The sequence below is a fragment of the Virgisporangium aurantiacum genome, from assembly GCF_016863635.1.
GTDB lineage: Bacteria > Actinomycetota > Actinomycetes > Mycobacteriales > Micromonosporaceae > Virgisporangium > Virgisporangium aurantiacum.
Map to the genome: position 1 here is coordinate 113,727 of NZ_BOPG01000017.1, position 24,341 is coordinate 138,067.

The following is a 24,341-nucleotide window of genomic DNA, read 5'->3' on the forward strand; positions in this document are numbered from 1 at the left end:
GTTTTTCTTCTAACCGAACTAACTGTCAACGGCATCCCACCGCCTCCGGCACCCGCGCCGAGGACAACGACGCATCAGCGGGGAAGTCCGTCCACGTCATGGCACACACGAATCTCCCCGTTCATTGAATCCGACCAAAGCGGGCACGCACACGCACCAGGATCATGGAGCGAGTCGGAGCTTAGAGGCGCACGACCGTCAGCGGCCCCGCCATCCGGACCGGCCGCCCGGCCACGACCGACAACAGCTCCGCCTCACCACCCGCAACCGTGATCAATAGATCCTGATCGATGCGTGACTCGACGACCGCCTCGTACCGACCGCCCGCCCACGACAACTGCCGGACCGTGACCGCGCCACGGGCGGCCAGGCCCCGTACCGAACCGGCCGGCCAGGCAGCGGGCAGCGCCGGGAGCAGATCCAGCCGCCCCGGCCGCGGCGGCCTGCCACCCGACCCCGGCCACGCCCCGCCGCCCAGGTGCGCACCGCCGCCCGGCCACGCTCCGCTCCGCGCACCGCCACTCGGCCGCACTCCATCCGGCCGCACGCCGCCCGGCCACGCCCCGCCGCCCGGCCACGCCCCGCCGCCCGGCCACGCTCCGCCGCCCGGCCGCGCCTCACCTCCCGGCCACCCCCGGCCCCCCGGCCACGCACCGCCAACTGGGTGTGCGGCGGAGCGCTGGAACGGGCGGGCCCGTCCGGGTTCCGCCAGAACCCGCTGGGTCGAGCGGACCAGCATCGCCGCCACCACGGCCGGGAGTCCGCCCGCCAGGCCGACGTTGAAGATGGCGCCGCGGTGCTGGGTCGGCACCAGGTTCGGGCGCCAGTAGCGGGACGCCATCAGCGCCAGCGTCTCGGCCGCCTCGTCGGCCAGGCCCAGCGCGGCCGCGGCCAGCCCCAACTGGGCCAGGCCGTGGCCCGTCCCGCCGGAGCGGTCGTCGCGCCAGAGTTCCAGTCGGCGCCGTACCGTGCGGGTTGCCGCGGCGCGCAGGGCCGGATCGTCCACGATGGCCGGATCGGGTTCGTACCACAGGGGGTACAGGTCGGCGTGTCCGGGCGCGGTCCACCCGGCGAGTTCGCCGGCGGCGGCGACGCCGTGGCGCGGGAGGGCGTGCAGGAGGTCGCGCCAGGCGGACTCGGCGGGGTCTGCCAGGCCCAGTTCCGCGGTGGCGGCGAGCAGGTTCCGGAGCAGGTCGCGCACGACGGCGACGTCCATGGTCGCGAAGGCGGCGGCCGGGTCGTCGCGGCTCACGATACCGAGATGGAATCCGGCCGCCCGCCGCATGAACGGTAGCGCCCGGGTGGCGAGGAAATCCCGGTCGCCGGTGTAGCACCAATGGTCGTAGTAGAGCCGGGCCAGCCAGGCGTTGCGGCGCGGGTGCGGCAGCACCGACTCGACGAGGTCGAACAGCGGCGGCATCAGCTCGGGGCAGCCGGTGGGGTGCAGCGCGGCGACGACCACCGCCAGGCTGCCGTCGAGCCGGTACCCGCTCGCCCACGGTGGCTCGTAGGCGCCGCTCCACACCCCCGCCGGCACGGGCGGCAGGTCGCCGGTGGCGCTGATCACCGCGTAGCGGCCGGCGTCGAACAGGCGCCGCACCGTGTCCGGCCCGGGTTCGGCGGCGAGCAGGTCCTCGGTCTGCCGAGCCTGCACCGGTCCCAGCTCGAGATGCACGCGGTGGTACAGGTCGCGGTGCAGCGCGGCGTGCGCGCGCAGCAGCTCCGTCCAATTCGGAGGGACGTCATCGAGCGCGGTCTCTCCGCCGATGACGGTGCGCAGCAGCACGAGATCGGGCCCGTGCAACCGGCACACGACGGTGTACCCGCTGAGGCCCCCCGGCGGCGGATCCGGGAAGCGGGCGGTCAGCGTGATCCGGTCGCCGCGGCGACGCACAACCGTGTCGACGGGACGCGGTGGGCGTCCACCGATCTTTTCCAACGCCAGCGCCCAGCGGCCCGGACCGTGCAGGCGGAGCGCGACCACGTCGTGCGCCCGCGACACGAACGCGGCCATGCCGGCCGGGCCGGCGTCGGTGGTCCAGCGCTGGGTGACCACGCCGGTGCTGAAGTCGGTGGAGCGGACGTAGTCGCGGCCGGGGACGTTCGGCTCCGGGGTGCACGTGAGCGTCGCGGCACCGACGAAGGGGTCGATGCCCGGCGCCGTCTGCGGGCGGACCGGAAGGAACAGGCGCTCGTGCGACACCGTGACGAGCAACCGGGCCGGGCCGCCGTAGCACAGCGCGCCCTGGCGCCCGTTGCCGACGATCAGCGCCTCTTCCCAATCGTCTGTGGCCGTGCGCGAGGACAGCCCGTTGACAGGCACCGTCACCCGACCTACTTTGGCCGGAGTTCAAACGAACTGCAAGGAGGGGTGGCCCGTCGATGCGGTGGCCCGGCGGTCTCAGTTACGGCGGCGACTACAACCCGGAGCAGTGGCCCGACCCCGTGTGCGCCGAGGACATCGCGCTGATGAAGCGCGCCGCGGTGAACCTCGTCAGCGTCGGGGTGTTCGCGTGGTCGCGGCTGGAGCCGCACGAGGGCCGGTACGAGTTCGGCTGGCTCGACCGGGTGCTCGACAGGCTCGCCGCCGCGGGCATCGGCGTGGCGCTGGCGACGCCCACCGCGTCGCCCCCGCCCTGGTTCTCCCTCGCCTATCCCGACGCGCTGCCGGTGACCGCCACCGGCACCCGCCTGCTGCACGGCAGCCGCGACACCTACTGCGGCGCCGCGCCCGCGTACCGGAGCGCGGCGAGACGCATCGCGACGGCGCTCGCGGAGCGGTACGCCGACCACCCGGCGCTCGCGATGTGGCACGTGCACAACGAGTACGGCACCACCTGCCACTGCTACCACGCGGCCGGTGCGTTCCGGCGGTGGCTGCGCGACCGCTACGGGACCCTCGACGCGCTCAACGACGCGTGGGTCACCAGTTTCTGGAGCCAGCACTACTCGTCCTGGACGCAGGTCCATCCGCCCCGGGCCACGCAGTACCTGCCGAACCCCGCGCACGTGTTGGACTTCAAGCGCTTCTGGTCCGACGAACTGCTCGCCGGATTCGTGGAGCAGCGCGACGTGCTGCGGGCGGCCACGCCCGACGTTCCGGTCACCACGAACTTCGCCCTCGGCGACTGGGTTCCGGTCGACCATGCGCGGTGGGCGCGCGAACTGGACCTGGTGGCGATCGACCACTACCCGTCCGGAACCGGTGCGGTCGCCGACGAACAGACGGCGCTCGCGGCCGACACCGCGCGGGGCTGGGCCGGCGGCCGGCCGTGGCTGCTGATGGAGACCGCCGCCAACCTCGTCTACGTCGACGGCCGGATGCGCACCCGCCCACCGGGACAGCTGTTGCGGCACAGCCTCTCGCACGTCGCGCGCGGGTCACGGGGCGCGATGTTCTTCCAGTGGCGGGCACCGCGCGGCGGCGCCGAGATGTACCACGCCGCGATGGTGCCGCACGCGGGTGCCGACAGCCGGGTCTTCCGCGAGGTCACCGACCTCGGTTCGGTGCTGCGCCGGCTGCCCGTGGTGGATGCGCCGGTCGCGGCCGCGGTGGCGGTTCTGCGGGACGCGGAGTCGGCGTGGGCGCTGGCTCATCCCGGCCTGCCCGCACCCGATCTCGACCACTCCGGCCGGGTGGCCGAGGTGCACGCCGCGCTCGGGCGGCTCGGCCACACCGTCGACGTGCTGCCGGTCGGTCTGTGCACCGACGCGGCGCTCGACCGCTACCGGGCGGTGTTCGTGCCCGGTGTCTACATCGCGTCGGCGGAAACGGCGTCCGCGCTACGGTCCTATGTGGACGGTGGCGGGACCCTCGTCGTGTGGTACTTCAGCGGCATCGTCGACGAGACGCTGCGGGTCTGGCCCGGCGCCTATCCCGGCGCGTACCGCGACGTGCTCGGGCTCCGGGTGACCGAGGTAGACCCGCTGCCGCCCGGTTCCGCCGTCGAACTGTCCACAGGGGACAGCGCCGGCGCGTGGACGGAGGTGGTGGAGCTCGCCGGTGCCGAGGCCGTTGCCACCTACCCCGACGGCGGGCCGGCGATCACCCGGCACCGGTACGGCGACGGGGTGGCCTGGTACGTGTCGACGCGGCTGGAACCGGCCGCGCTCACGCGCGTCCTGGCTGAAGCCCTTGGTGACGACGGACCGCAGCCGGCCGACGGCCTCGACCTGGTGCGGCGCGGTGCCCTGTTGTTCGCCATCAACAACTCCACTGTGGACCGTCGGGTGGACGTGTCCGGAGTGGACGTTCTCACCGGAGCACCGGTCGACGGCGCGCTGACCGTGCCGGCCGGCGCGGTGGCGGTCATCGAAACAGGTTCGTGACGAACGTCCGGGCGGGTTCGTTGACGATCAGGATGATGGTGATCGGCAGGGCGATCAGCACGAGTTGACGCACGGTGCGGCCGATCCATCTCATCGGCCGCACGGTCCGCTCGCGGCGCACCGGTTCGACCGGCTCGTGATCGTCGTCATCGTCGTCGTCGGGCATCGCGCCGGCGCCGCGGATGTGCACCGCGCCCTCGATCCGCACGCCCGGCCCGATCACGACGGAGGCCGGTTGCTGCGGCGCCGGATACTGCTGGGCCGGTTGCTGCGGGGCCGGTTGGTACGGGACGGGTTGCGGCTGCACCGGCTGGATCGCTTGTACCGGGCCGATCACCGCGCCGTAGGCGACCGGCAGCTCGGGTTGCTCGGGCACCACGGGCACGACGCCGAAGCGGGCGTGCAACCGGCTCGCCACCAACGGGAGCCGGCTGGTGCCGCCCACGAGCAGGATCTGGTCGGGACGCACGCCGAGCCCGCCGAGCACCCGGGCCGTCTCGTCGACGGCGCGCTCGACGAGCGGCCCGGCCACGTGCTGCAACTCGTCGCGGGTCAGGTGGCTGGACCGGCCTCCGGGCAGGCGAACGGGCGCGACGGTGGTTCGGGAGAGCATCTCCTTGGCGGCGCGCACCTCCGTCCACAGTGTCCGGTCGGCGACGCCCGGGGCCAGGTACGACGCCAGCGCCGCGTCGATGTCGGCGCCGCCGAGGTCGTCGAGGCCGCCGGCGCCGAGCACGGTGAGCCCGGACGGGTCGGTGCGCACCACCGTGACGTCGAACGTGCCGCCGCCGAAGTCGAACACCACGAGCAGCCGGCCGGGATCGAGCCGCTGCCCGAGCACCGACGCGCAGTACCAGCCGGCGGCGACCGGTTCGTCCACAATGGTCACCGCCGTGAATCCCGCGATCGCCGCCGCCTGCCGCAGGACGCCGCGCCGCGCGGTGCCCCAGCGGACCGGCGCCGTGAACACGACGGTGTCCGGGGCGCCTCCTGCCAGCGCCGCCTCGGCGGCGACGCGGCGCAGGACGCCCGCGAGAAGCTCGGCCACCGGCACCGCACGGTCGCCCAGCCAGACCGCGCCGTCGTCGACGCGGCGCTTCGGGAACGGCTCGAAGCGCGCCGGGTCGTCGGCCATCAGCCGTTCCGCGTCGCGTCCGGCGTGCACCGTTCCGTACCCGTCGACGAACACCGCCGACGGCAGGACGGGCGACCCGTCGAACAGCAGCGCCCGCGGCGCGGCGCCCGGGCGGGACACCACCGCGACGGTGTTGCAGGTACCGACGTCCACGGCGAGCCTGTACATGGTTCCAGGAGGGTACTCTCCTCGCCGTGAACCGGTATCCCGAGCGGCTCGACCGCGGCCACCCGTTCCGCCAGTGGAAGACCTGGCCGATCCCGGGCACCGGGCTGACGCTCACCGGCTACTCGCGGTCCAACGACAAGACGTTCTTCCACCTGCCCGAACTGCGCTGCTCGCTCGATGCGGGGCTGGCCGAGGGCCGGCAGCCGGAGACCGTCCTGCTGACCCACGCGCACGCCGACCACGCCGCCGACCTGGCGTACCTGGCCGCGCGGCCGGCGGGCGTCGACATCCACCTGCCGGCCGCGTCGCTGCCCGCCGCGCGGGCGTTCATCGAGGCGTCGTTCGCCCTCAACAACGCCACGCCGTTCGACCCGGCGCTGGCCGGCGGGATGCGGCTGCACGGGATGGTCGACGGCGACGAGTTCGCGGTCGGCCGGCGCGGGACGCACACCGTGCGGGTGGTGGCCTGCCACCACAAGATCCCGTGCGTCGGGTACTGCTTCTCGTCGCACGGCCGCGCGTTGCTGCCGGAGCTCGCGGCGCTGCGGCCGACGATGGCACCGGCCGATTTCGGCAAGCTGCTGGCCGGCCGGCGCAAGGCCGGCGAACCGGTCGACCACGAGGTGCGCACGCCGCTGTTCGCGTTCCTCGGCGACACGCACCCCCGCGTGTTCGACGAGAACCCGTGGCTCTTCGACTACCCGGTGGTCGTCACCGAATGCACGTTCCTCGATGACGACCAGGCGGAGCGGGCCGAGCAGGTCGGGCACACGGTGTGGAGCCGCCTACGTCCGGTGGTCACCGCCCATCCGGAGACGCGGTTCGTGCTGACGCACTTCAGCCTGCGCCACTCCGACGCCGACGTCATCGCGTTCTTCGACAAGGAGAATCTGCCCAACGTGACGGTGTGGGCCCACCCGGAGAGCCTCCTCCCCGAACAGCACCAGCACTAGCCACCCATCGCGCGCACGGCGCCGACGACGGCGCACACCGCGACGAACCCCCAGATCAGCAGCCGGGGGAACGAGCCGCGCCAGTGCGCCTTCGACGCCGTCTTCACGAACGCCCGCGCGCCCCTGAGGTCGCGTCGCGACCGCAGGAACCGCTGCAGCACCATGCCGAACCCGACACCGATGACGAGTGTCAGAAGCATCCCGCCCGAGATCGCGACCGACCCCCTTCCGTGGTGGTGGTTCCCCGATACGGTAGGTCGCCTCGCGTCCGTGCCGCCAGGGGCGTCACCCGGTACGGGTAACGCCCCTGGCGGTCCTCCTCACACCGTGGTAGTCCGCTCGGGTGCCGGCAGGTAGCCGAGCGGCCGGGTGGTGAACGAGCCACGCCCGTGGGTGCGGCTGCGCAGCACCGTGGCGTAGCCGAACAGCTCGGCCAGCGGCACGGTCGCGGTGACGACCATCGTGGTGCCCCGGGCCACCGAGTCGGTCACCCGGCCGCGGCGTGCGGCGAGGTCACCGAGGACGCCGCCCACCGCGTCCGCCGGCACCGTCGCCGTCACCTCGACCACCGGTTCCAGCAGGACCACGACGCAGGCCCGGAGCGCGTCGCGGAGCCCGAGCCGGCCCGCGGTGCGGAACGCCAGTTCCGACGAGTCCTTCACGTGCGTGGCGCCGTCGGTGAGCGTGACGCGCACACCCACCACCGGGTGCCCGGCGAGCGGACCGTCGGCGAGCGCGTCGCGGCAGCCGGCCTCGACCGCCCGCACGAACTCCCTCGGCACCCGGCCACCGACCACAGTGGACGCGAACTCCTCACCGTCGCCCGGCTCCACGTCGACGACGATGTGCGCCCATTGGCCCGACCCGCCGTCCTGCTTGGCGTGCCGGTAGACGAACCCGGTGACGCCGCGCACCACCGTCTCCCGGTAGGCGACCTGCGGCCGTCCGATGTGGACGGTCAGCCCGTCGGTCTGGCGGATCTTCTCCACCGCGACCTCCAGGTGCAGTTCGCCCAGGCCGGACAGCAGCGTCTGCCCGGTCTCGGGGTCGGTGCGGACGGCGAGCGACGGGTCCTGTTCCACCAACCGCGCGAGCGCGGTCGCGAGCCGGTCGTTGTCGTTCGCCTCCACCGCGATCGACACGACGGGATCGGCCGTGCGCGGCGGCTCCAGCACCACCGGCGTGTCGGGTGCGCACAGCGTCGCCCCGGGTCTCGCGGCCTTCGGCCCGACCACCGCGACGATGTCGCCGGCGACCGCGCGATCGACCTCGATGTGCCGGTCGGCCTGCACCCGCAGGATCCGGGCCACCCGCTCGGTGCGGTTGGCCCCCTTTGCCGGCGCCGCGTCCATGACGTGGCTCCCCTTCGTGATGGTTCCGTCGTAGACCCGCAGGAACGTGAGCCGGCCCGTGTTGGTGGAGTTCACCTTGAACACCAGGGCGGCGAACGGCTTGTCCGGGTCTCCGGGTGGCGCGGGCAGGTACGCCACCACCGCGTCGAGCAACGGTTCGATGCCGCGGCCCTTGAACGCCGCGCCGCACAGCACCACCACGCCGCTGCCGTTCAGCGTGACGGCGCGCAGCGCGTTCTTCAGCGTCACGTCGCTGACCGCGCCGGTGGCCACGAACTCCTCCAACGCGGCGGCGTCGAGTTCGGCGACGGCTTCGTCGAGCCGGTGCCGGTGTGCGCGCGCCGCTTCCGGGACGTCGGTTTCCGTCATCGGTCCGTCGGCATCGGCCCACACGTACGCCCGCATCGCGACCAGGTCGACGACGCCGGTGAAGGTATCCTCGACGCCGATCGGCAGCTGTACCGCCAACGGCTTCGGGTGCAGCTTCTGCCGGATCGACTCCACCGCCGCGTCGAAGTCCGCGCCCGCGCGGTCGAGCTTGTTCACGAACGCTATGCGTGGCACGCCGTACCGGTCGGCCTGACGCCACACCGATTCGCTCTGCGGCTCGACGCCGGCGACGCCGTCGAAGACGGTGACCGCGCCGTCGAGGACGCGCAACGACCGCTCGACCTCGTCGGAGAAGTCGACGTGGCCCGGTGTGTCGATCAGGTTGATGCGATGGCCGGCCCAGTGGCAGGTGACGGCCGCGGAGAAGATGGTGATGCCACGCTTGCGCTCCTGCGGGTCGAAGTCGGTCACGGTCGTACCGTCGTGCACCTCGCCCCGCTTGTAGGTGGCGCCGGTGGCGAACAGAAGCCGTTCGGTGGTCGTGGTTTTGCCGGCGTCGACGTGGGCGAGAATGCCGATGTTGCGGACGCGGGCAAGGTCGTTTCGGTTGGTGCGCACGGTGCTGCGCCTCTCAGGATCGCGTGTTTGCGGACAGCGCGATTCCCCGACGGAGGAGCTCAGCCCACCATCAGGAGCAGCCGGTGCCGGCCACGCCAGCCAGCATCGGACCGTGCCGGAAACACCAGAATCACCCGGGAACGCGGACGGAGAGCGGTGCACATGGCCGGCCCTCCTCGCTCGTGTCCCGCGCGAAGCGCCGGACGATCTCTCCGCCAGAGGCTACGCACTCCCGTCAACCCCGCCAAGCACAATTCCGCTCCTGTGGACAACGCGCCCGTTGTCCACAGGGCCTTCCGCCGGTCGTCCGCGGGACGCATCCTCGCCGTCGTGTGGCAGCAACCCGCGGCGACCCAGGCCGGCATCCTCACCCGCGCCCAGGCCCTGCGCGCGGGCCTGACCCGTGCCGCGATCCACGCCCGCCTCGCTACGGGCCGCTGGCAACGCGTCCACTACGGCGTCCTCGCGACGTTCGGTGGCCCCCTTCCCCGCCCGGCGCAGCTGTGGGCCGCGGTGCTGAGCGCCGGCCCGGGTGCCGTTCTCAGCCACGAGACCGCCGCGGAACTGTACGGGCTCGCGGAGAGACCGGATCCGACCGTGCACGTGTCGGTGCCGGCAGCGCGACGCGTTGTGGCGCCTCCGGGAGTGGTGATTCACCGGTCCACCCGTGCGGAACACGGCCGGCACCCGGCGCTGGAGCCTCCGCGGACCCGCGTCGAGGAGACGGTGATCGATCTTGTGCACACCAGTCGCGACGCCGATCACGCCATCGCCTGGCTCGCCCGCGCGGTGGGCGCACGGCTGACGACTCCCGCCCGGTTGCGTACGGCGGTCCGGGCCCGGTACCGGCTGCGCTGGCGTCGGGACGTTCTGACCGCACTCGACGACGTCGCGGCGGGCTGTCATTCGATGCTGGAACTGCGGTATCTCCGCCTGGTCGAACGCTCACACGGGCTCCCGTCGGGCAGCCGGCAGCAACGACGGAACGCCTGGTACGACGACGTGCACTACGCCGGGTTCGGCGTGTGCGTCGAACTCGACGGCCGGCTCGCGCACCCGGTCGATCAGCGGTTCCGCGACCACCGGCGGGACAACGCCGCGACCGTCGCCGGCGCACGGGTGCTCCGGTACGGCCACGCCGACGTGACCCAGCGGCCGTGCGCCGTGGCGACCGAGGTGGCGACGGTGCTCAGCGCGAACGGATGGCGGGGCGTGCCGCGACGGTGTGGTGCCGGTTGCGTGCTGTGACCGGTGATGTTGATCGAGGAAGAAGAGGCCCGCTATGACCGGCCCTTTCTTCCTCGATCAACATTTGCCCGCGCGGTGCGTAACCATGGAGTGGTGTCGCCTCGTCGTCGGCTTCTTGTCGGAGTGGTCTTTGCGGTGGTTCTGATGCTCGGCATCGGGGGAATTGTCTGGTTTGTCGTAGACAGGACCAGCACCGAGGAGCCCGCCGATCAGGCGACCCCCGGCACCGTCCTGCTCGTGCCGGGTTACGGGGGCAACACGCGCAGCCTGGAACGGCTCGCCGAGCGCATCCGGGCCACCGGGCGTACCGCCACCGTCGTCGCGCCGCCCGGGGACGGGACGGGCGATCTGCGGGCACAGGCGAAGAACCTCGGTGACGCCGCGCGGAAGGCCATCGACGACGGTGCCCCGTCGGTCGACGTGATCGGTTACTCGGCCGGAGGCGTGGTGACCTGGCTGTTCCTCCGCGAGTACGACGGCATCCCGAGGACCCGCCGCGTCATCACGCTCGGCTCGCCGCTGCACGGGGCCAAACTCGCCGCCGCCGGTGCCGCCCTCGCCCCCGGCGCCTGCCCGGCCGCCTGCCGGCAGCTCGCCCCGGGCAGCGACCTGCTCGACGACCTCGACGAGGATCCCGCCCCCGTACCCTGGCTCAGCCTCTGGACGGAGAACGACGAGACGGTGCAGCCACCCGATTCCGCCCGCCTCGACGGCGCCACCAACGTCTCCCTGCAGGGGATCTGCCCCGGCCTCACCGTCTCGCACTCGGCGCTGCCGGCGGATCCGCAGGTGACCGCGTTGGTGCTCAAGGCGATCGGCACCGATCCGATCGCACCGCCCACCAGCTGTGAAACCGCCTAGGACGTGATGTCGCGGGTCTTGAAGTTGGCCCACGCGAATCCGAGCAGCACCGCCACGTAGACCAGTTGCAACAGGACGCCGCGCTCGATGTCGCGCCACAGGATCGGCTCGCGGAAGAAATCTATCCACGCCAGCCAGTAGCGGGTGGGCAGGTACGGCTTCACCGACTCCGCGGCGTCCAGGGTGACCAGGACCTGGCTCGTCACCAGCACCGACAGCGCGCCCATCGCGGCGCCCAGCGCCGAGTCGGTCAGCGTCGACAGGAACAGCGCGATCGACGCGACCGCCAGCATCGACAGCGTGATGTAGCCGATCGTGCCGAGCATCCGCAGCACGAGTTCGCCGGGGCTGATGACGCCGCCGGACAGCGACGTCACGTCGGGCGGGAGCACCACGACGCCGCCGGTGGTGGCGGGGCCGGTGCCAAGCAGCGCGATGCCGGTGACGTACGACGTCAGCACCACCATCGCGATCGCGAACAGCACGAACGCGATCATCGCGACCAGCTTGGCCACCAGGAAACGCGTGCGGCCGACCGGCCGGATCAGCAGGTAGCGCAGCGTGCCGCCGGTGGCTTCGCCGGCCACCGCGTCACCGGCGAGCACGGCCACCGCCACGGGCAGGAACACCGGCAGCACCAGCGCCATCGCGGCGGCCGGGTAGAGCGCGCCGTTGCCGAGCACGGCGGCCAGGAACGCGCCACCCTGGCCGGGCGGCGGCGGGATCCGCGTGGTGGCCAGGAAGATCGCCACGATGAACGGCAGCAGGCACAGCAGCGCGACGATCACGTACATCCGGGGACGCCGGAAAAGCTTCGACAATTCGACATAGATCATTTGTCGATCCGATCCGATGACGCCGAGGTCGCCTCCAGCACCACGTCCTCCAGCGAGCGCGTCACCACACCCAGCGACGTCACCCGGACGTCCTTCGACACCAGCAACGCGTTCAGCTCGGCCGGATCGTCGTGCCGCACCAGCACGGAGGAATCGTCGGACGACACAACCTGCCCGTCCAGCAGGGAACGAACGGAATCGGGGGACGGCGTCGACACCGCGACGAGACCCGTCGGGGCGCGCAACGCGTCCAGGGAATCCTGGAGAACCAGCCGGCCGCGGTCCATCACGCCCACCCGCGTGCACAGCAACTCCACCTCGCCGAGCAGGTGGCTCGACAGGAACACCGTGGTTCCGGCCTCGTTCAGCTCGGTCAACAGGTCCCGGATCTCCCGGATGCCGCGGGGGTCGAGGCCGTTCGTGGGCTCGTCCAGGATCAACATCCGGGGTGACCGCAGGAGCGCGGCCGCCAGGCCCAGGCGCTGCCGCATCCCCAACGAGTACGCCTTCACCGGTCGCCGGTCGATCCCGCCCAGCCCGACCCGTTCCAGCACCTCGCCGACCCGGACCTTGCGTGTGCGCCGGGAGGACCCCGGCCCGGCCGCGTCGAACAGCATCAGGTTGGACCGCCCGGACAGGTGCGGGTACGCGGCCGGCGCCTCCACCATCGCCCCGATCAACGGCAGCACCTCGTGCGCCCTGCGCGGCACGGGCTTGCCGAACACGGAGATCGAGCCGCTCGTGGCGTAGGCGAGCGCCAGCAGCAGCCGCACCAGCGTCGTCTTGCCCGACCCGTTCGGCCCGAGCAGGCCGTACCTGTCCCCCTCCCGCACGTCGAGGCTGACGCCGTCGACGGCCGTCACCTTGCCGTACCGCTTGACCAGGTCGGTCGTCGTGATCATCGGCCGGCCCGGTTCGACGTCCGCGCCGCGGCCAGGGCCTCGCCGAACCGCTGCATGTACACCCCGTCGACCATGCCGGCGATCAGGTACGTCTGGTTCCGCGAGTGCTTGTGCACCACCATCACCGACAGCAGCGGCGCGGCGATCAGCACCGCCGCGGTGTCGGGCAGCGTGATCTCGGTGCCCCAGGCCCGGGCGTTGCGCAGCACGTCGTTGCCGAGGCGGCGGTTGAGCGGCAGCACGGCGACCCGGGTCAGCCCTGTGCCGTACGCGGTGCCGAGTTCGCGCCGGATGACCCACCGCTCCCCCGGCCCGTCGGGCGTCACCACCTCGGCGTCGGCCCACCGCTCCAGGCCGGCGATCGTGTCGGGCAGGTCGGGGTAGCCGGGGTCGAAGATGTTGAACGAGTCCTCGGGATTGACGTTCGTCGCCGACATCCCGTCGCGCGGCTCCGGCGGGGTGAGCACCGCGTCGGACGGCCGCGACAGCCGCAGGTCGAGGAACCGCGTCTCCAGGATCGGCCGCTCGGCGTTACGCGCGGTGACCGACACCTGCAGCGGCAGCCCGGTGCGCGGGTCGGCCCAGATGTCGATGTGCCCGATCGTGCTCTGCGGCGCGCTCGTGGTGATCCGCAGCCCGGCCGCGTCGACACCGGCGATCCGCCGGCCGCGGATCGGGGTCGCCGGGTCGCCCTCCGCGAGGTCGAGCAGGCGGCGGGCCAGGTCGGGCGGCAGCAGGTCGGCGCCGCGGGGCAGCCGGTTCGAGGACTCACCCTCGACCCCCGTGTACCGGGCCTCCATCGCGACGTCGTCGCGGTTGAGCACGACCATGGCGACGGTGGCCAGACCCACCACCGCCAGCTGGTTGGCGCCGTAGTCCCAGTTCACGATGCCGTCCGGGGTCCGGTAGACGCCCCGCTCCTGCCCGGTCTCGATGACGTCGACACGCCACCGGTCCTTCGCCGCGTACCAGGCCCGCATCCGCGTGTTTCCGCTGACCAGCGCCGCGACCTGCCCGAACCGGGGCAGCTCGGGCAGCCCGAGGGTGCCGACGCTCTCCGCGTACCCCTCGTACGGCCGGTCGGCCGAGCGCCGGATGAGATCGCGCAGCTCACGTGCGTCCACCCGGATGTTCTTCACCGGCCACGCGGAGAGCGCGACCGGCACCGCGCACAGCACCGCGACGGACGCCAGCACGATCGCCCACCGCCGGCGCGCCTCGCGCCGGACCACGCTCATGCCGAACCTCCCATCGCTCAAAGATGACACGCGTCGGGAGGCGGATCAGGTTGCCTACCGTAGGTGATCGGCGATCATGGCCAGCAGGTTCCAGTCGTCAGCCAGCGGTTTCTCGTCCTTCGGGTGGTCGGGGTTCGGGTCGAGGATGACGTACGCGCTGCCCAGGTCGATGAACTCGCGGATGTCGGCGACGATCTGCTCGGGCGTCCCCTGGCCGGTGCGCCGCTCGGTGCCCAGCCGGGCGCGGATGCGCGGCGCGACCGCCGGCACCGGCCTCCCCTGCTCCGAAGCCGCCGCGTGCAGCGCCGGGATGCCCACCTCGCGCAGCCACGCCGGCTCCTGGTTGATCGGGTGCCATGCGGCGCCGAAGCGCACCGCGCGCCGGATCGCCGCCGGGCTCGACCCGCCCACCCACACCCGCGGGCGCTCCGGGCGGGGGCCCGTGTGCACGTCGCGATAGCCGGCGAACTCGCCGTCGAGGGAGACCACGTCGTCGGTGAAGGCCGCGGTGACGGCGGCGAGGTATTCGTCGGTCACCCTTCCGCGCTTCGCGAAGGGGACGCCGAGAGCGGCGTATTCCTGCTCGGACCAGCCGACGCCGACCCCGAGGACGAACCGGCCACCGCTGAACCGGTCGATGTTCGCGGCCATCCGGGCCGTGAGCAGCGGATGCCGGTACGGCAGCACGGTGACGCCGGTGCCGAGTTCGAGCGTGGTGGTGGCGCCGGCCAGCCAGGCGATCGTGGCGAACGGGTCGTAGAACGGCGCCGGGTAGATCTCGTTGACCTCGGGCGTGAGCGCGATGTGGTCGGAGATCATCGCGATGCCGAACCCGTGCTCCTCGGCGAACCGCGCCCAGCCCAGGAGGTTCTCGGGGGTGGCCTGCGGCCCGAAGTTGCGGACGTTGACGCCCAGAATTGTCATGCCTTGTACCTGGCGAACGGCTCGCCCGCGCCGTCGGTGGGAACGTGGACGATCTGGTGCGGGGCCAGCGCGCGCATGCTCGCCTGCATGCGGCCGGCGAGGTCGGTGGGGTCGGGCGGGGCCGGGTAGCCGAGATCGGGCACCAGTTCCTTGGGCGCCGCGTAGACGATGCGGTCGACGCCGGAGATCGCGGCGACGCTGTGGCACACCGCGCAGGGCTCGCAACTCGACACCACCGTGGCGCCGCCGAGGTGCAGCGTCCCCAGTGTGCGGCAGGCGGCCCGGATCGCCGCGACCTCGGCGTGCGCGCTCGGATCGTGATCGCGCAGCGCCGTGTTGACGCCGGTCGCGATGATCTCGCCGGTCAGGACGACCAGCGCGCCGAACGGCAGTTGACCGGCGTCGGCGTTCTCCGCCGCCAGCCGCAGCGCCTCCCGCAGCAGTTCCTCTTCGCTCATGGTCGTCGAGCCTAATGCGATCATGCAGGGATGTTCGCCTGGTGGGGACGCGCGGTCGTGCGCTGGCGGTGGGCGGTGCTCGCGGCGGGCGCAGTCGTGGTGCTGGTCGGTGCGCTGTGGGGGCTCGGCGTGTTCGGCCGGTTGACCGGCGGCGGGTTCGACGACCCGGCCAGCGAGTCGACGCGGGCCCGGGCCCGGATCGCGGCGGAGATCGGCAACCAGGACGTCGACATCCTCGTCCTCTATTCCAGCCCGACCGCGACGGTCGACGACCCGGCGCTGCGCGGCCCGGTGACCGCGGCGCTGGCCGCGGTCCGCGCCCACCCCGACGTGGCCGCCGTGACCAGTTGGTACGACGCCCCCTCACCCGCTCTCGTGTCGACCGACCGCAGGGCCACCTACGTGCTGGTGCGCCTGAAAGCGCCCGACGAGGACACCAAGGTCGCCGCGCTCGACCGGGTCCGTCCGGTGCTCGCCGCGGCTTCTCCGGTACGCACGCAGGTGGGCGGCAACGTGCCGTTCCTCGACGTCGCGAACGAGCAGACCTCGAAGGACCTGGCCCGCGCCGAGACGCTGTCGTTGCCGGTGCTGCTCGTCCTGCTGATCGTGATCTTCGGGGGGCTGGTGGCCGCCGCGACGCCGCTCGTGATCGGAGGACTGGCGATCCTGGGAGCGTTCATCGCGATCCGGCTCCTGAACACGGTGACCGACGTGTCGGTGTTCGCGGTCAACGTGATCACGCTGATCGGGCTGGGGCTCGCGATCGACTACGCGCTGTTCGTGGTGAGCCGGTTCCGGGAGGAGCTGGTCTCCCACGACGTCCCGACCGCCGTCGCGCGCACGATGGCCACGGCCGGGCGCACCGTGCTGGTGTCGGGGTTGACCGTGGCGTTGGCGCTGGCCAGCCTGCTGATCTTTCCGCAGGTGTTCATGCGGTCGATGGGGTTCGGCGGAACGTTCGCGGTGCTCGTCGCGATGCTCGCGGCGCTCACGGTGCTACCGGCGCTCCTGGCCGTCCTCGGCCATCGGGTGAACGCACTGCGGATCTTCCGGCGCCGGCCGGTCGCTTTTTCGGGGGACGGCGGGTGGGCGCGGATCGCGCACAGCGTCATGCGGCGGCCCGTGCTGTACGTGCTGGGCGTGGTGACCGTGCTGGTCCTGCTGGCGCTGCCGTTCCTGCGGGTCCAGTGGGGCGGCTTCGACGAGCGGGTGCTGCCGCGGGGCGCCGAGCCGCGGGCCGTGGCCGAGCGGATCCGCACCGAGTTCCCGGCCGGCTCGGTCGGGCCGATCGACGTGCTGGTGTCGGGCGGCGGCACGGCGGCCGCCGCGGAGGTCACCCGGGCCGTCGAGGGCCTGCCCGGCGTGACGGGCGTGCAGGTGACCGCCGCGAACGAGCGGTCGACCCTGCTGAGCGTCACCTACCCCGGCGAGCCGACGAGTTCCGGTGCGCAGCACCTGGTCCGCGAGATCCGTTCCCTGCCCGCGCCGGCCGGGAGCGAGGTCCTGGTGGGCGGGCGGCCCGCCGCCGACGTCGACATGCTCGACAGCCTCGGCGGCCGGCTGCCCTGGATGGCGTTGATCATGGCACTGTCGACGCTGGTGCTGCTGTTCTTCGCGTTCGGCTCGATCCTGCTGCCGGTCAAGGCCGTGCTCATGAACCTGGTGTCGATCGGTGCCTCGTTCGGCGTGATCGTGTGGGTGTTCCAGGACGGGCACCTGTCGTCGTGGCTGGGCTTCACGCCGACCGGGTTCATCGAGCCGAGCAACCCGATCATCATGCTGGGGGCGCTGTTCGGGCTGGCCACCGACTACGAGGTGTTCCTGCTGTCGCGGGTCCGCGAGGCGTGGGACCGCACCGGGGACAACACCGCCTCGGTGGCGACCGGCCTGCAGCACACCGGCCGGATCATCACCGCGGCGGCGCTGCTGCTCGTGGTGGTGGTGGCCGGTTTCGCGAGCGGCGGAATCGTGTTCATCAAGCTGATCGGCATCGGCATGATCGTGGCGATCGTGGTGGACGCGACGCTGGTCCGGTTGTTGCTGGTGCCGGCGACGATGCGGCTGCTGGGGCGGTGGAACTGGTGGGCGCCGGGCCCGCTGGGCCGCCTCTACGGCCGCTACGCCCTCCGCGACTGAACCGCGGTTCTACGCAGGGTCGCGACCCCCGCGGCGGTGGCCGCCACGAACACCATCATCGTGCCGAGCGACGCGATGGCGATCGCCAACGACGGCTCGCCCATGTCGGAGGCGTCCGACGCGTCGGCAAAGCGCAGGAACCCGAGGACGGCCAGCCACCCGACCTCCACCATCAGGCTCACGACGAGGAACCACCTGGCCGCCCACGCCGCCTCGGGATGCCGCGCCGCGTACGCCAGAACCCCCAGCACGACGGCGAACAGGATCACCCACACCGACAGCACCCGCAGCCCGTCGACCACGTCCGCCCAGCCCGCGCCCCAGGTCTCCGCCAGGTAGGCGGCCTCCCACCGCAGCACCAGGGCGTGGGCGAGGGCCGGCAGCACCGGCAGGGCGACGGAGAGGCGTGGATCCATGACAGCAGGATGACCGGCCGGCGCAACTCAGCGCTCAGCTGAACCCGGTCCACCGATCGAGCATCGTCGCTACGGTGCGATCATGACGAAGCCGTTGCGGCGCAACCGCGCCTTCCTGCTCCTGTGGAGCGGGCAGGCGGCGGTGTCGCTCGGCGGCAGCGTCGCCGCGGTCGCCTATCCGTTCCTGGCCCTGCTCGCCACCGGGTCGGCCGCCGGGGCGGGTGCGGTGGCCTTCGCCGGCCTCGCCACCGGAACCCTGCTGCGGTTGCCGGGCGGGGTACTGGCCGACCGGTGGGCGTTGCGTCCGCTGCTGATCTGGTCCGACACCGTCCGGGCCGTGGTCACGGGGACGCTGGTCGCCGCGGTGGCCGCCGGGCGGCTCACGTTCGCGCACCTGATGGTGGCGACCGTCGTCACGGCGGCGTGCGCGGCCTGCGCCGAGCCGGCACAGACCATCGCCGTGCGGTACGTGGTGCCGGCCGCGCAGTTGCCGCACGCGCTGGCGCAGAACGAGGCGCGCGGCCACCTCGCGGGCCTCGGCGGGCAGCCGCTCGGCGGGTGGCTGTACGGGCTGGGCGTCGGGCTGCCGCTCGTCGCCCACGCACTGTCCCATGTGGCCGGTGGCCTCACCGTGGCGCTCATCCGGCGTCCGCTCGGCACCGGCCGGGTCGTCGACACTCCACTGTGGACGGACCTGCGCACCGGCCTGCGGCACCTGTGGGGCGACCGGTTCCTGCGGTCCACGCTGCTGGTCGCCGCCGCGTTCCAGTTCGTGTTCGCCGGCCTCGGTCTCGTGATCATCGCGGGCGCGGCGGCGGCCGGCACGCCGGCCGTGCACGTGGGTACGGCCCTCGCGCTCGCCGGCGTCGGCGGCCTGCTCGGCGCGTGGGCGGCGCCGCGCGTGCAGCGCCGCCTCCCGCTGGTCGCCCTGGTACGGATGTTCGGGTGGACGAGCGCAGCCTGCCTCGCGCTCATGGCGGTGCTGCCGCACGTCTACGCGGCCGGCGTCCTGCTGGGGGTCGTGTACTTCTTCGCCACCCCGGCCAACGCGATGCTGGTTGCCGCGCAGATGAACGTCACCCCGCCGCACCTGCAGGGACGCGTGATCAGCGCCGCGATGCTGGTGGCCGGCTGCGCCGCGCCGCTCGGCCCGTTGGCCGGTGGCGCGCTCTTCGAGTGGACCGGCCGCCCGGTGACGTTCATCGCGTTCGCCGCGTGCGCCGCCGCCACAACCGTGTGCGGAGCCCGCTCGGCCCGGATCGACGGGTCGTAGGGTTGGGGGATGCTGGATGAGGTCAGGCGGTACCGACGGGCGGAGGGGTGGCGCGGGCTCGCCGAGTTCGCCGACCTGCTCGCGCTCGACAATCAGACGCACGACGTCGACGCCCTGCGGCGCAACGCCGACGCCGTCGCCGGGCTGTTCACCGCCCGGGGCGCGGCAATGGCGGTGCTCCACCTGCGCGACGACGTGGCACCGCTGGTCACCGGTCGGCTGGGCACCGACCCGACGCGACCGACGATCGGGGTGTACGTCCACTATGACGGCCAACCGGCCGGCCGGGCCGGGTGGCACACCCCGCCGTTCGAGCCGACGCTCAAGGCGGCGGACGGCGGCACGATCCCGCTTCCGGGCGCCGGCGAGGAGATCGACGACGACTGGCGGCTGTACGCCCGCGGCGCCGCCGACGACAAGGCGCCGCTGGCGGCGCTGCTGATCGCGGTCGATGCCCTCAGGAGCGCCGGCATCGAGCCGCGCGTGAACCTGGTGTTCTGCTTCGAGGGCGAGGAGGAGTCGGGCTCGCCGCACCTGCGGGAGTACCTCGAACGCCACCGCGACCGGCTCACCGCCGACGCGTGGCTGCTCTGCGACGGTCCGGTGCACCACAGCGGGGCGCCGCAGGTGGTGCTCGGCGTGCGCGGCTACTGCGGCATCGAGCTCACCGTCTACGGACCGGCCCACGAGCTCCACAGTGGACACTACGGGAACTGGGCACCGAACCCCGCCCTCACGCTCGCCCACCTGCTCGCCTCCTGCAAGGACGACGCCGGTCGGGTGACGATCGACGGCTTCTACGACACCACCCGGGAGCCGTCCGACGCCGAGCGGACGGCGCTCGCCGGGCTGCCGCCGGTGGAGGAGCAGCTTCTCGGCCAGCTCGGCATCGCCGCGGCCGAGGTGCCCGGCAGCCGCCTGGTCGACCGGCTGATGTGGCCGTCGTTCAACGTCAAGGGGATCCGGGCGGCCGACGTCGGTGCCGGCGCCCGCAACGTCGTACCGGCCACGGCGACGGCGAGCATCGACATCCGGCTCGCCGCCGGCAACGACGCCGGGCACATGGTCGAGCTGGTGGGCGCGCACCTGCGGAAGCAGGGTCACCACGTCGTCGACCGCGAGCCCACGCCGGCCGAGCGTCGCGAGCACCCGCGGATCGTCCGGCTCGACGCCGAGCTCGGCTACCCGGCGATGCGCACCCCGGTGAGCGAGCCGATCGTCGCCCACCTCGCCGGGGTGGCGGGCACGGCGGCGGGCCGGCCGGCGATCGTCATGCCGACGCTGGGCGGGTCGGTGCCGCTGCACCACGTCGCCGAGATCCTGGGTGCGCCCACCGTCGCGCTGCCGATCGCCAACAACGACAACAACCAGCACGCCCCGAACGAGAACCTGCGGCTGGGCAACCTCTGGTACGGCGTCGACCTGTTCGCCACGCTCCTGACGACCGAAATGGAATCCGATCGATGATCGTCCAGAACGACGAGGTGCTGACCCTGCTGGCCGAGCTGACCACGCTCGCCGGACGCGAGGATCCGTACCCGCGGTTCGACCGGATGCGCCGGATCTCACCCGTGCTGCGGGCCGACGACGGCGCGCTCGTCGTGACCCACCACGCCGACTGCGCCGCGCTGGTGCGCGACCAGCGGCTCGGTCACATGCCGCCCGACATGCTGGCGTTCCTCGGGTTTCCGAACTGGTCCGAGCATCCGGCGCTGCGCATGCTGTTCACCAGCATGCTCGTCGCGAACCCGCCCGAGCACACGCGGCTGCGGCGGCTGGTGAGCTCGGCGTTCACCGCCCGCCGGGTGGCCGCGCTCCGCCCGGCGATCGAGACGATGGTCGACGACCTGCTCGACGGGCTGTCGGGCAAGGCCGATCTCGTCGACGCGTTCGCGTTTCCGTTGCCGGTCACCGTGATCGGAGAGCTGCTCGGCGTCCCGGCGGCCGACCGGCCCCAGTTCAAGACGCTCATCCGCGACTGGACGCAGGTGCTGGAGGTCATCACCACCGACGTGCTGGCGACCGCCGACCCGGCCGCCGCGACCGTTCGCGGGTACCTGGCCGGGCTCGCCGCCGAACGCCGGCGTCATCCGGGCGACGATCTGCTCAGCGCGCTGGTCGCCGTCGAGGAGCTCACCGACGACGAGGTGCTGACGATGGCCGCGCTGCTCTTCGCGGCCGGCTTCGAGACGACCACGAACCTGTTGGCCAACAGCGTGGTGGCGTTGCTCCGCCATCCCGGGGCGTGGGAGCGGCTGCGCGACGAGCCCGGCCTGGCCCCGTCCGCCGTGGAGGAACTGCTGCGGTACGACTCGCCGGTGCAGATCGTGAGCCGGCTGGTGAACGAGCCGGTCGAACTCGGTGGCGTCGCGATCGAGGCGGGCGAGCGCGTGGTCGGCTACCTCGGCGCCGGAAACCGTGACCCGCAACGGTTCGACGACGCGGAAAGCCTGCTGCTCGACCGCGCCGACAACGCGCCGCTCTCGTTCGGCGGCGGCATCCACTACTGCCTGGGCGCACCGCTGGCCCGGTTGGAGGCGCAGATCGCGCTGCCCGCGCTGGCGCGGCGGTTCCCGGGCCTCGCCCTCGACGGAGACCCGGTCCGCCGCGACAGCCTGAGCATCCGCGGCTACCTGGCGGTGCCCGTCACCACCTGAAGCACGTGTCGACCGCCCGTGGTCACCACGTGGATCTCCCGCCCACGGTTGGTGTCCACTGTGGAGTACCGGACCGGGCGACCGTCGAGGGTCACCCGGTCGACGGACGCGCCCGCGGGGAGCACCGCTCCGATCGTCACCTCGACTCTGACCCGGACGTCGACCGCGACCTTCACCGCGCGCCCGGACCGCGACACCTCGACGTCGGCGGAGCCGTTGCCGAGCCGGATGTCCCGCCCGGTGACGCCGACCCGGCCGTCCGGAACGATGCTCACCTTTCCGCGACCGAGATCCGGGTCGACGCCGAGGTACTGGTGCACCACCGGCCAGAGGACGCCGTACGCGCCCCACGCCTGCAGCACGCTCGACCGGGTGAGGAAGCTCTGGTCGATGTTCGCGACGAAGTCCGGCGACGGCGCGATCTCCGGCATCGCACCGGGCAGTTCCCACACGGCCGGATCGAGTTGGACGCGCGCGTTTCCGGTGGTGTACCGGCGTTGTGCGTCGAGCCGGCCGTAGTTGCCTTCCGCCACGGCCATCACGGCGGTGTTGAGCGAGAACGTCGAGCGCTCCGACGGCACGGTCGACACCACCGGATCGCAGGCGGGGCCCGGGTTTCCGGCCGGTGCGCTGGTCGGACCCGTACCGGTGTGGAACAGCCCGAACTCGCCCGTGTAGCAGGGCCTCTCGCGTTGTTCGAGCGCCGGCAGGGCGTGCTCCTTCGTGGCGAGGCCGGTCTCCATCGGGGTCAGGCCGGTCCAGTGCCGCTGGAACGTGCCGTACGAGTCGGCGTAGGAGATCCCGGCCGGGAACCACCACTCGCGCTCGAACCGTTGCAACCGGCTCTGCGCCTGCGCCGTCGCCCAGCGCTCGGTGTCGCGGTCGCCGCGGCCGTTCGCCAGGTCGGCGAGGTCGCGCAGGCCGCGGATCGTGTACACGGCGACGTCGAGCTTCTCCTCGGCCATCCCCGGGCGCTCCACGTTGCCCAGCCCCTCCGGCCAGCCGTCGCCGTCGGCGTCGAGCGAGAGCACATGCCGCATCGCGCGCACGCTGAAGTCGTACATCTCGTCGCGGAAGCGGTCGTCGCCGGACCACCGCCACAGCAACGCGACCGCGCTCGGGAACTTCGCCGACTCGTCGGTGTTCCCCGCGTCGGCGTTGGCGCCGAAGTACACCTGGCCGTCCGGCGTCACCTCGTGCACCACCTTGCCGGAGCGCGCGTTCACGAGGTCGCTGATGTCGCGCAGCGCGCGCAGATGGTCCTTCGCGGTCTCGAACTGGCCGGCGGCCGCCGCCGCGAACGCCGTGTACTCGCCGTCGGTCGCGAAGATCCAGGGGTAGTCCGGCCAGCCGGCGCCGAACCAGGTCGCGCTCCGCACCGTGCCCACGGGCGGCGGATTCTCGCGGCCCTCGTGGCTGGCGAACACGTCGAGATCGCGGGCCTGCTGCACGGAGTCGGCCAGGTTCTGCTTCGACCACTCGACGCTGCGCGCCAGCAACGGGTCGCCGGGGATCTCCACCCGGGTCCGTCCGGCGATCGCCTTCCGGGCCGCGGCCTTGTCGCGCAGGGCCTTCGCGGGGTCGCGCAGGGCGGTCGCGAGTTCGGCGTAGGCGGGACGCACACCGGCGTCGCCGCCCGCGACGGCGAACCAGATGTCCCGACCGGTCCGCGGAATGTCCACCGTGTACGTCAGCTCCCCGCCGGTCCCCTTGCCGTACGGGCCGTCGTCGCAGCGCGGCGGGGTGGGATCCGTGGCCGGGCAGACCACCGGCGGCTCCTGCGGGCCGCGCATGCCGGCGCCGAGGCGGTGGCCGTCGGGGCGCTCGCTGGAGCCGACCACCGCGGTATATCCGCCGTCGCGGAACAGCAGGTTCCGGCCGTCGAACGCGCCGGTGTCGGGTCGGTTGGTGTCGCCGGCGTTCGGGGTGGTCCAGCCCCACGGGTACGCGGCGAGCAGTTCCGAGTGGGCCTGCGCGGTGAGCGTCACCGTCCGCGCCGGTCCCCGGAACCGGAGCCGGACGAGGGCGGCCCGCTGGCCGTCGGGCGACACGTCGGTGCGTTCGATGCCGTCACCGACGACCGTGGTCGTGTAGCCGGGCCCGGCGGTGAACCGCGACGCCGTGAGCCACCGGCCGTCGACGGCGAACCAGATGCCGTCGAGCAGCTTGACCGGCGGCGTCCAGAAGCCGCCCATCTCGCCGCGGATGTGCCAGCCGGTGGCGGGGTAGCTGCCGTCGGCGGCACCGACCTGGTACATCCGGTCGCCGGAGACGACCGTGCGGCGGTCCGGCAACCGCCGGGTCTCCGACAGTTCGCCCGGCCCGGCCGGGCCGGCTTGGTTTGCCGGGCTTGCCGGGCTTACCGGGCTTGCCGGGCTTGCTTTGGCCGCGACGGGCATCAGGCTGACGACGGTGGCGACGATCGTGGCGATGACCAGGTGACGACGCATGACAGCTCCTCGGCGGGTCGGCGCTGACTGCCGGTCTCAGATTCATCCCGATCGACG

The 24,341-nt window shown here is 72.7% G+C and carries 19 protein-coding genes; 8 read left to right on the plus strand and 11 right to left on the minus strand.

All coding sequences use genetic code 11. The features are described 5' to 3' along the window. Window positions 1-181: 181 nt before the first annotated feature. Window positions 182-2,329 carry a glycosyl hydrolase family 95 catalytic domain-containing protein gene (locus Vau01_RS14465; RefSeq protein ID WP_203992141.1) on the minus strand — a complete coding sequence of 716 codons (2,148 nt, stop codon included), beginning with the start codon at window positions 2,327-2,329 and terminating at the stop codon, window positions 182-184. A gap of 53 nt (window positions 2,330-2,382) precedes the next feature. Here Vau01_RS14465 and Vau01_RS14470 point away from each other — a divergent pair, with 53 nt between their 5' ends. Then, window positions 2,383-4,329 (plus strand): beta-galactosidase, encoded by a 1,947-nt coding sequence (locus Vau01_RS14470; protein WP_203992144.1) that lies wholly within the window; start codon window positions 2,383-2,385, stop codon window positions 4,327-4,329. On the opposite strand, the gene Vau01_RS14475 is transcribed toward Vau01_RS14470, so the two are convergent. After that, the gene (locus Vau01_RS14475; protein ID WP_203992147.1) at window positions 4,310-5,632 is read right to left on the minus strand and encodes an Hsp70 family protein; all 1,323 of its coding nucleotides are present in this window, start codon (window positions 5,630-5,632) and stop codon (window positions 4,310-4,312) included. The genes Vau01_RS14470 and Vau01_RS14475 overlap by 20 nt on opposite strands. A gap of 26 nt (window positions 5,633-5,658) precedes the next feature. Here Vau01_RS14475 and Vau01_RS14480 point away from each other — a divergent pair, with 26 nt between their 5' ends. Then, window positions 5,659-6,585 carry an MBL fold metallo-hydrolase gene (locus Vau01_RS14480; RefSeq protein WP_203992149.1) on the plus strand — a complete coding sequence of 309 codons (927 nt, stop codon included), beginning with the start codon at window positions 5,659-5,661 and terminating at the stop codon, window positions 6,583-6,585. On the opposite strand, the gene Vau01_RS14485 is transcribed toward Vau01_RS14480, so the two are convergent. Both Vau01_RS14485 and Vau01_RS14490 read right to left on the minus strand, forming a co-directional pair. Further along, complete coding sequence (locus Vau01_RS14485) at window positions 6,582-6,785, minus strand: hypothetical protein (protein ID WP_203992151.1); 204 nt, start codon at window positions 6,783-6,785, stop codon at window positions 6,582-6,584. The genes Vau01_RS14480 and Vau01_RS14485 overlap by 4 nt on opposite strands. Window positions 6,786-6,905: 120 nt before the next feature. Further along, window positions 6,906-8,885: an elongation factor G gene (locus Vau01_RS14490; RefSeq protein WP_203992154.1), complete on the minus strand. Its 1,980-nt coding sequence runs from the start codon at window positions 8,883-8,885 to the stop codon at window positions 6,906-6,908. A gap of 330 nt (window positions 8,886-9,215) precedes the next feature. Here Vau01_RS14490 and Vau01_RS14495 point away from each other — a divergent pair, with 330 nt between their 5' ends. Then, the gene (locus Vau01_RS14495; RefSeq protein ID WP_203992157.1) at window positions 9,216-10,133 is read left to right on the plus strand and encodes a type IV toxin-antitoxin system AbiEi family antitoxin domain-containing protein; all 918 of its coding nucleotides are present in this window, start codon (window positions 9,216-9,218) and stop codon (window positions 10,131-10,133) included. A gap of 144 nt (window positions 10,134-10,277) precedes the next feature. Further along, complete coding sequence (locus Vau01_RS14500; protein ID WP_239151583.1) at window positions 10,278-10,994, plus strand: esterase/lipase family protein; 717 nt, start codon at window positions 10,278-10,280, stop codon at window positions 10,992-10,994. Here Vau01_RS14500 and Vau01_RS14505 read toward each other — a convergent pair. Genes Vau01_RS14505 through Vau01_RS14525 form a run of 5 tightly spaced genes read right to left on the minus strand, consistent with a single transcriptional unit; the run spans window position 10,991 to window position 15,352 of the window. After that, window positions 10,991-11,830: an ABC transporter permease gene (locus Vau01_RS14505; protein WP_203992163.1), complete on the minus strand. Its 840-nt coding sequence runs from the start codon at window positions 11,828-11,830 to the stop codon at window positions 10,991-10,993. The genes Vau01_RS14500 and Vau01_RS14505 overlap by 4 nt on opposite strands. Further along, a complete protein-coding gene (locus tag Vau01_RS14510) occupies window positions 11,827-12,732 on the minus strand; it encodes an ABC transporter ATP-binding protein (protein ID WP_203992165.1) in 906 nt (301 codons plus the stop codon). The genes Vau01_RS14505 and Vau01_RS14510 overlap by 4 nt, the downstream gene beginning before the upstream one ends. Continuing rightward, entirely contained in the window at window positions 12,729-13,970 is a 1,242-nt protein-coding gene (locus Vau01_RS14515) for a hypothetical protein (RefSeq protein ID WP_203992167.1), read from the minus strand. The genes Vau01_RS14510 and Vau01_RS14515 overlap by 4 nt, the downstream gene beginning before the upstream one ends. A gap of 54 nt (window positions 13,971-14,024) precedes the next feature. Beyond that, window positions 14,025-14,894 carry a TIGR03619 family F420-dependent LLM class oxidoreductase gene (locus tag Vau01_RS14520; protein WP_203992169.1) on the minus strand — a complete coding sequence of 290 codons (870 nt, stop codon included), beginning with the start codon at window positions 14,892-14,894 and terminating at the stop codon, window positions 14,025-14,027. Continuing rightward, a complete protein-coding gene (locus tag Vau01_RS14525) occupies window positions 14,891-15,352 on the minus strand; it encodes a nucleoside deaminase (RefSeq protein ID WP_203992171.1) in 462 nt (153 codons plus the stop codon). The genes Vau01_RS14520 and Vau01_RS14525 overlap by 4 nt, the downstream gene beginning before the upstream one ends. A gap of 30 nt (window positions 15,353-15,382) precedes the next feature. On the opposite strand from Vau01_RS14525, the gene Vau01_RS14530 reads away from it, so the two are divergent. After that, the gene (locus Vau01_RS14530; protein ID WP_203992173.1) at window positions 15,383-17,488 is read left to right on the plus strand and encodes an MMPL family transporter; all 2,106 of its coding nucleotides are present in this window, start codon (window positions 15,383-15,385) and stop codon (window positions 17,486-17,488) included. Here Vau01_RS14530 and Vau01_RS14535 read toward each other — a convergent pair. Continuing rightward, on the minus strand, window positions 17,470-17,904 hold the full coding sequence (locus tag Vau01_RS14535) for a hypothetical protein (RefSeq protein ID WP_203992175.1): 435 nt from the start codon (window positions 17,902-17,904) through the stop codon (window positions 17,470-17,472). The genes Vau01_RS14530 and Vau01_RS14535 overlap by 19 nt on opposite strands. Before the next feature lie 82 nt (window positions 17,905-17,986). On the opposite strand from Vau01_RS14535, the gene Vau01_RS14540 reads away from it, so the two are divergent. The 3 genes from Vau01_RS14540 to Vau01_RS14550 are packed head-to-tail and all read left to right on the plus strand — an operon-like array spanning window position 17,987 to window position 21,834. Next, window positions 17,987-19,177, plus strand: coding sequence for an MFS transporter (locus Vau01_RS14540; protein WP_203992177.1), 1,191 nt, complete (start codon window positions 17,987-17,989; stop codon window positions 19,175-19,177). A 9-nt stretch (window positions 19,178-19,186) separates the two neighbouring features. Then, window positions 19,187-20,644: a M20/M25/M40 family metallo-hydrolase gene (locus Vau01_RS14545; protein WP_203992179.1), complete on the plus strand. Its 1,458-nt coding sequence runs from the start codon at window positions 19,187-19,189 to the stop codon at window positions 20,642-20,644. Then, complete coding sequence (locus Vau01_RS14550) at window positions 20,641-21,834, plus strand: cytochrome P450 (protein WP_203992182.1); 1,194 nt, start codon at window positions 20,641-20,643, stop codon at window positions 21,832-21,834. Before Vau01_RS14545 ends, Vau01_RS14550 begins: the two co-directional genes overlap by 4 nt. On the opposite strand, the gene Vau01_RS14555 is transcribed toward Vau01_RS14550, so the two are convergent. Continuing rightward, the gene (locus tag Vau01_RS14555; RefSeq protein WP_203992185.1) at window positions 21,807-24,284 is read right to left on the minus strand and encodes a glucosidase family protein; all 2,478 of its coding nucleotides are present in this window, start codon (window positions 24,282-24,284) and stop codon (window positions 21,807-21,809) included. The genes Vau01_RS14550 and Vau01_RS14555 overlap by 28 nt on opposite strands. Window positions 24,285-24,341 lie beyond the last annotated feature (57 nt).

What these genes read in the sequence shown, in the direction of transcription:
- Vau01_RS14505 (WP_203992163.1), bottom strand. Translation starts at nt 11,830, where the DNA reads ATGATCTATGTCGAATTGTCGAAGCTTTTCCGGCGTCCCCGGATGTAC.
- Vau01_RS14520 (WP_203992169.1), bottom strand. Translation starts at nt 14,894, where the DNA reads ATGACAATTCTGGGCGTCAACGTCCGCAACTTCGGGCCGCAGGCCACC.
- Vau01_RS14500 (WP_239151583.1), top strand. Translation starts at nt 10,278, where the DNA reads ATGCTCGGCATCGGGGGAATTGTCTGGTTTGTCGTAGACAGGACCAGC.
- Vau01_RS14515 (WP_203992167.1), bottom strand. Translation starts at nt 13,970, where the DNA reads ATGAGCGTGGTCCGGCGCGAGGCGCGCCGGCGGTGGGCGATCGTGCTG.
- Vau01_RS14475 (WP_203992147.1), bottom strand. Translation starts at nt 5,632, where the DNA reads ATGTACAGGCTCGCCGTGGACGTCGGTACCTGCAACACCGTCGCGGTG.
- Vau01_RS14485 (WP_203992151.1), bottom strand. Translation starts at nt 6,785, where the DNA reads ATGCTTCTGACACTCGTCATCGGTGTCGGGTTCGGCATGGTGCTGCAG.
- Vau01_RS14535 (WP_203992175.1), bottom strand. Translation starts at nt 17,904, where the DNA reads ATGGATCCACGCCTCTCCGTCGCCCTGCCGGTGCTGCCGGCCCTCGCC.
- Vau01_RS14555 (WP_203992185.1), bottom strand. Translation starts at nt 24,284, where the DNA reads ATGCGTCGTCACCTGGTCATCGCCACGATCGTCGCCACCGTCGTCAGC.
- Vau01_RS14470 (WP_203992144.1), top strand. Translation starts at nt 2,383, where the DNA reads ATGCGGTGGCCCGGCGGTCTCAGTTACGGCGGCGACTACAACCCGGAG.
- Vau01_RS14550 (WP_203992182.1), top strand. Translation starts at nt 20,641, where the DNA reads ATGATCGTCCAGAACGACGAGGTGCTGACCCTGCTGGCCGAGCTGACC.
- Vau01_RS14525 (WP_203992171.1), bottom strand. Translation starts at nt 15,352, where the DNA reads ATGAGCGAAGAGGAACTGCTGCGGGAGGCGCTGCGGCTGGCGGCGGAG.
- Vau01_RS14530 (WP_203992173.1), top strand. Translation starts at nt 15,383, where the DNA reads ATGTTCGCCTGGTGGGGACGCGCGGTCGTGCGCTGGCGGTGGGCGGTG.
- Vau01_RS14545 (WP_203992179.1), top strand. Translation starts at nt 19,187, where the DNA reads ATGCTGGATGAGGTCAGGCGGTACCGACGGGCGGAGGGGTGGCGCGGG.
- Vau01_RS14510 (WP_203992165.1), bottom strand. Translation starts at nt 12,732, where the DNA reads ATGATCACGACGACCGACCTGGTCAAGCGGTACGGCAAGGTGACGGCC.
- Vau01_RS14540 (WP_203992177.1), top strand. Translation starts at nt 17,987, where the DNA reads ATGACGAAGCCGTTGCGGCGCAACCGCGCCTTCCTGCTCCTGTGGAGC.